Below are 6,635 nucleotides of genomic sequence, written 5' to 3'. Positions count from 1 at the left end.
CCATCCCACGTTCGGCGACTATTTCTACTTCTCCGCCTTGGCCTACACGTCGCTCGGTTTTGGCGACGTCGCCCCGCAAGGCTCGCTGCGTGCGATTGCTGCCGTGGAAGCAATCACCGGCCTGGTACTGATTGCCTGGACGGCCTCCTTTGCCTTCCTGGTAATGCAGGAGCTGTGGGGCGGCAAGCATTCGCACGACCAATAATGGCAAGCTGTGCCGGTTAGTCCTGATGCACGGTCCCCACCGACAGTAAAAAGCTTCTAGTCTGCACAAGCAGTGCAACAGGTCGTACGGATCATTACGATACTCCAGGATGAATACCTTGCACGAGGCACTTCGTGTCTCTGGGCGAGGTGTGTCAGCGAGCTGGCAAAACACCCAGTGGAGAGAATTCGTGACATCGTGCCGGCTACGACCGAAACGCCTGCGTCCTTGGTACGCCGGCCTCACCATGGCGGTGCTGTTAAGCTGTACCGGATGTAAGGGTATTCCTGGCACCTCATTCTCCGAGTGGTGGCGGCAAGGTTTCAAGGTCGGGCCCGAGTACTGCGAGCCCGCCGCGCCGATGTCTCCGCAGTGGATCGATGCCGACGACCAGCGCGTTACCGACGGGTTCCCAGCCGTAGCGGACTGGTGGAACCAGTTCGACGATCCCTTGCTCAACGGCCTGGTGCAGTCGGCCTATCGCCAGAATATCTCGCTCCGCGAAGCGGGTATGCGGGTGCTGGAAGTTCGGGCACAGCGAGGAATCGCCGTCGGTGGACTGTTCCCGCAGGCACAGAGCCTCGACGCCCAGTTCTCCCGCACGCAGCTCAGCGGAAGCATCGCCAACGACCTCTCCACCGCGCTGCCCGATTTCTCTCGCGACTTCAACGACTGGTCCGTGAGTGGCAATCTTTCGTGGGAGCTCGATTTCTGGGGCCGCTTCCGCCGTTCGATCGAAGCCGCCGAGGCCCGCTTGGATGCGTCGGTGGAAGAATACGACGACGTGCTCACGTCGCTCGTTGCCGAGGTGGCCAGCACGTACGTGCGCATTCGGACCCTGCAGCAGAAACTCGCATACGCCAAGCAAAGCGTCGAGCTGCAGCGGGGAAGCCTGAAGATTGCCGAGTCGAGGTACGTCAACGGCGCCGTGACGCAGGTGGATGTCGAGCAGGCCAAGCTCGTGCTGTCGCGCACCGAGGCGCTCATTCCACAGCTCAATGCCGGCATCCGCAAGGAGAACAACCAGCTTTGCGTGCTGCTGGGAATACCCACCACCGACCTGTTGCCGGGGCTGGGGGATGCACCCATTCCCAAGGCCCCGGTCAATGTGGCACTGGGGGTTCCGGCCGAGATGTTGCGGCGACGTCCTGACGTCCGGCGGGCCGAGCGCGAGGTTGCCGCCCAGAGTGCCCGGATTGGCGTGGCCGTGGCCGAACTGTACCCCAGCTTCAGCCTCAACGGTAGCATCGGTTATCAATCGGCACAGCTCGATCGGCTGTTCGTGCCCGCCAGCAATGTCGGTGTGATTGCCCCCACGATTAACTGGGACGTGCTGAACTACGGGCGGCTGAAGAACAACGTGCGGGTGCATCAGGCGCGAATGCAGCAGGCCGCGCTGGCGTACCAGGATACGGTGCTTCGCGCCAATCGCGAGGCGGAAGATGGCATCACCGACTTCCTGAACAGTCACAACGCAACGCTGCACTTGAAGGATAGCGTCGCCGCGGCGGAGCGATCGTCCGAGTTGCTGATGATTCAGTACAAGCAAGGGGCCATCGGCTACAACCGGGTGTTCACCGTTCAAGATATCCTCGTTCAACAACAGCAGGTCTACGCGACCGCGCAAGGCGACATCGCGCTGGGTTTGATCCAAATCTATCGCGCCTTGGGTGGTGGTTGGCAAATTCGCTTCGGAGCCGGCAGCGAGGCACCGGTAACAGCCGAGATGATCGACCCTACCGAGCCCATCGAAGCCATCGAGCCGGCGCCAGTCCCCCAGGCGGACGTCGCTTCCTGATGGCCACGTGCAAGCTGCCCAACCCCCTTTAAGGTACGAGAGACGACCATGTTCCGGAAACTGCTTGGCACGATGTCCCTGGTGTTTGCGGCGACCATTGCGACATCCGCTGCGGCAGAGGAATCGCTGTGGTCGAAACTGTGCGACAACGAGGTGCCCGACTGCATCTGCCGGTGGTGCTGCCCGAGCTACTGCCGTAAACCCGAACCGCGAGTGTGTGGTCCGCTGCCGCCGGACCTGACTTGTGGCCCCCGGCACTACACGCCGTACTGGTGCCGACAACGAGCCGGCGCCGGTCCCTGCGACTGCGATCCCGGATGCAGCAGCGCTATCGGCGCGACATTCCTCAAGCAACCACGCTCGATGAATTATGCCCTCGAGCGCGACACCCGCGCGCTGCCGGTTGTGGGACCGAAGCTCGACACAACGCAAAAACCTCTCGGAAATCGTACGGCCGTTCGGTAGCTGCCGTCGCCAGACGGCGGACGAGTTTTGGGACAACCTTGGGGAACTACATTCATGGGCCCAAGACTCCCCGAGTTTTGGTCGCCCTCGGTTGCAAAAACCTCTATTTTTCTCGACCAAACCATGTAGGGGGTGCGACAAAACCCCGCGCGTTGTTCCCCGCATGTGTTTTGGGCCACCCGAGTTGTCCCAAAACTCCGTTGGTGGCGATTCGCTCCCGCGAATCAGCCTACGTTACCAACGCTCATTCGCGGAGCGAACGGCCACAAACTGCCGCAACTCTATTGGATCACACAGGCTTGTGATTTCAACGGCGATTTGTTTACACGAGGCCTCTTGGAATCGCAGGCGAACGCGGCAGAGGCTCGCATCGCAGCCGCACAGGCTCGGCGGTGCGGTTGGGTGCGCTCGGCGTGTCACGCTGCGGCACTGAAGTACCCTAAATGGCGGCCGCTAAGTTGCCGAGGTGATGTACACCGCGGGGAGTTGCGGATAGGCCCACTGGACCCAACCTGCGGTTTGCGCAACTGCGAGAGGTGTTCTTGTTTCTGAGTGACCGCTGCAGATCAGCCAAGCCGCTAACTTGCTGAAGCTGGTCCAGCCGACGCGACTTGGCTGGCGTCGAATCTGGACGAGGTGATGAGCACTTCAGCGGTTGGGGCAAGAAACGATATGGGGGCGGATACGGTTTCTGGAGCTTGGCGGGCTCTAATGTCTGGCCGACGAGCGACAGATAGGGGAGGCCGCTCACGCAGAAAATGGGGCGGCGACGAAGAAAGCAACCATGCAGGTCCTCTCTTAGCGACTAGTCTATTGGGCTGTGGGGCCGTAACGACGACCCGGGCCTCGACTGACCGACGCACCTGCTCGATCTCGAAAAGTTCGGGTTCAGACTCAACTTACAGAGGGTAAAACGAGCCGCCCGTCGCGTGTTTTTGCGAAGCGAAGTCGAAGGTTTCGAAACCAAGTCGGGGCCCTTACAATACTGGTGCCATAGGGTTTCCTCGTACTCGCGGAAAGATGACCTGACTTTGTGAGGTAGGGCCATGGGACAACGAATATTGACAATTAAGCGCGCGACCTGCACGGTGGCCGCTGTTCTCGTCGTGGTCGTCTCAGGCCCGGCGTCGGCCGAAGTCACCCTGACATATCGCGAGCAGGAGGTGAAGACGGGTATCCGGCAACGTCCCTCGTTCGACGATAGGAAACTATACGTCGGTCTAGAGCCAAAAAGCCTGACCGCGTCGACCGAGCTCATCAGTGAAGAATTCGGTAATGTAGAATACGATCGCTTGCAGACCGCTGACGCGACCATCACGGCTCAGCCGACGTTCGACGACCAGTCCAACCTGACAGGCTTCTTTGGCGGCGGCACGCTGAGCGCGAGCTCGCCAATCCTCGGCAAGACCAGCGCCACCGCGCTGTTCGAGGCATTCTTCGACGTTGATTCCCCCACTGTCTTCAATTTCGCGATGAATGAACTCATGGAGACCGATTACTTCCGCACGCCATCCGGTCTTTTTGCCGGCCGCCAAGCCTGGGTTGACTTCGACGGTCCCGGCAGCGATTACGACATCAGATGGAGAAACGAGGGCAGCACCTTTACCCAACTGCTCCAGCCCGGCCAGTACGACATCCGGATTGATTTCGGCGCCCACGCCACCTACGATGCCTCGCCCTTCACTCTCGATTACTTCTTCCTCGCCTCGTTCGCCGCGCCCGATCCTGTGACACCGACCTGGGACGAGCCTGCCGGCGGCGACTTCAACATCGCCGACAACTGGTCCGACGACGACGCCCCCACCATGAGCGACGACGTTCGCTTCGACTTGCCCAACACCTACACGGTCGACCTCCAACAGGACACACAGGTCGGCAATATGACCGTCGAAAACGGCGACGTCGACCTCAACTACGACCTTAATCTGCTCAAGGTCGCCGAACTTCTCGTCGCCGCCCCTAACGGCGGCGCCGCCCGTCTCGACGTCCGCTCCGACACCCCCGTCGTCTCCAGAGAACACGGCCTCGTCGCCGACTCGATCACCGTCGGTCCTGGCGGCGCCCTCGCTAACACCACCATCGGCCAGCTCTTCGTCGGCCACGTCGACTTCCCCCCTGACAGCCCCGAGGAGAACCAGCTCCTCACCGACCTCCAGGCCCTCGAGGGCCTCACCGTCCAGGGCGGCGGCGCCCTCGCCACTCCTGCAGCCAAAGTGGACGGCCCCAACGCCGACGACGGGACAGGCGTCGCCACCGCCACCGTCACCGGCCCAGGGTCGATGTGGCAGGCCATCACCCTCAAGGTTGGCGAGTCGTCGCAGGGCCACGTCAGCGTCCTCGACGGCGGCACGATCACCAGCCCCGACGTTGGCCCCGGTCCAGTCCTCATAGCCACTGTCGATTCTGCCTCGGTGGTCCAGGAGAGCCGGCTCACCGTCTCGGGCGTCGGCGACGACAACGGCACGCCGACGCCGAGCCAGTTCCTGTCGTCGCAGATCACCGTTGGCGCCGAGCACCGTGGCCGGCTAACCGTCGACCAGGGGGCTGTCTTCAAGGTCGACAACCTCACCCTCGGCCGCGACGACGCCTCGCGCGGGTTCGCCTCGGTCACCGGGCCTGACACGAAGCTCATGCCGGCTAACGTCGCCTTTGCCAACATCCACGTCGGCGACGACGGCTTCGGCCAGCTTGACATCAACGACGGCGCGACGGTCGTGGCGGACCTGCTCGTCGGTTCGGCGCCCAGCTTCGGCACCGTCGGCAACAACCTCGGCGTCGTCAACGTCGCCGGCATGGGCACCACGCTCACAGGCGGCACCCACGAGATCGGTCGCACCAACGAGGGTGAGCTGAACATCGCCGACGGGGCCGTGCTCAACACCACCACCCTCCGTGCCGGCCGGTTCGCCGACAGCGTCGGAACCGTACGTATCGCCGGCGAAGGCAGTCAGGCGAACGTCAGTTTTGCGCTGGCGCTCGGCGGCGGCTTCGGGTTCGGTGTCGGCGAGATGTACCTCTCCGATGGCGCGGCCGTCGTCGTCGACGACGAGGACGCCCCCGCAACCACGTCCGTCGGTAACCGGGGCTACCTCGAGGTCGCAGGCGGCTCTACGTTCACGACCGGCTTGCTACAAATGACCGGCAAGCTTCAAGTTACTGGCATGGACTCGCACGTCACGTCCAACTTCGGTCTCATCATCGAGTCCGACCTGGCCGAAGACGAGGCCAACCTGATCGTGGCCGACGGAGGAAAGATCACAGTTCGGGGCGAGTACCTCGACCTGCGCCCGGGGGTCACGCACGTCACTGGTGGCGGGCGGATCGAGACGGCCCGCCTGTTCGTGGGTGCCGACGCATCGGTCGTCGTTCAGGGCCGCGGTTCGCACCTCGAAGCCGACGCCGACCTGTCCCTCGGCCCGGCCGCCGATCCCACGCTGGACGGCGGCGAGATTGGTGTCGTCGGCAACCTTACAGTCGACGCCTTCGGCCGAGTTACCGCCGACCGACTCGTTCTCGGCCCGAACGGCCGCGTCGATGGGAATGGGGGCGTCGTCGCCGTTGGCACCCAGGTCGCTAACAACGGTGGCTTCTTCAACAGCGGCCTTCTCGCCGCCGGCGCTTCGCCCGGCGCCCTCACCATCGACGGCGACTACATCCAGGAGGAGACCGGCGTCCTCGAAATCGAGATCGGCGGCTATACAGCGGGGAGCGAGTACGATGTGCTGACCATCACTGGCGACGCCTCCATCGTCGGCACGGTTGTCTTTAAGTTCATTGACGGTTTTGCACCAAGCCTAGACGATCGCTTCAGTTTCTTGGAAGTTGACGGAACAACCGATCTCAGCGGCGTGGAATATGAGATTGCCAATCTCGCGCCTGGATTCGACTACGATGTCGCGGCTGTCAACGGTGACATTCAGCTTGTGTCACTGAGCGACGGTTCGTTCGTCCCCGAACCCGCGACATCGGTCCTGTTCGCGCTGGGCCTGCTCGTTGGGGGCTTTTTTTCAAACGGTAAGCGACTTCTGTCCTGAAAACCGCTGGCTCACGGACAACCTACTGGGGTATCAGACTTCCATTCGGCTTATGCGTATGGCTGAAAAGGCGTAGCATCGACGGTGGCCGATCCGCTGAAGGTGCATCGACCTCGCTGAGATTGAGTCTCAC

4 protein-coding genes are annotated in these 6,635 nt (G+C 62.4%); all 4 read left to right on the top strand.

All coding sequences use genetic code 11. From position 1 onward, the window contains the following. Positions 1–205: potassium channel family protein (locus NG895_RS21690; protein WP_252854634.1), on the top strand; the 205-nt coding region annotated here is incomplete at its 5' end. 190 nt (positions 206–395) lie between these two features. Further along, on the top strand, positions 396–2,003 hold the full coding sequence (locus NG895_RS21685; RefSeq protein WP_252854633.1) for an efflux transporter outer membrane subunit: 1,608 nt from the start codon (positions 396–398) through the stop codon (positions 2,001–2,003). Between the two features lie 48 nt (positions 2,004–2,051). After that, positions 2,052–2,468: a hypothetical protein gene (locus tag NG895_RS21680; RefSeq protein ID WP_252854632.1), complete on the top strand. Its 417-nt coding sequence runs from the start codon at positions 2,052–2,054 to the stop codon at positions 2,466–2,468. Between the two features lie 1,046 nt (positions 2,469–3,514). Next, the gene (locus tag NG895_RS21675; RefSeq protein ID WP_252854631.1) at positions 3,515–6,502 is read left to right on the top strand and encodes a PEP-CTERM sorting domain-containing protein; all 2,988 of its coding nucleotides are present in this window, start codon (positions 3,515–3,517) and stop codon (positions 6,500–6,502) included. Positions 6,503–6,635 lie beyond the last annotated feature (133 nt).

The organism is Aeoliella straminimaris (assembly GCF_024054565.1).
Classification (GTDB): Bacteria; Planctomycetota; Planctomycetia; order Pirellulales; family Lacipirellulaceae; genus Aeoliella; species Aeoliella straminimaris.
The sequence above is the reverse complement of the archived record's forward strand: the minus strand, read 5'-3'. Positions and strand labels throughout refer to the sequence as shown.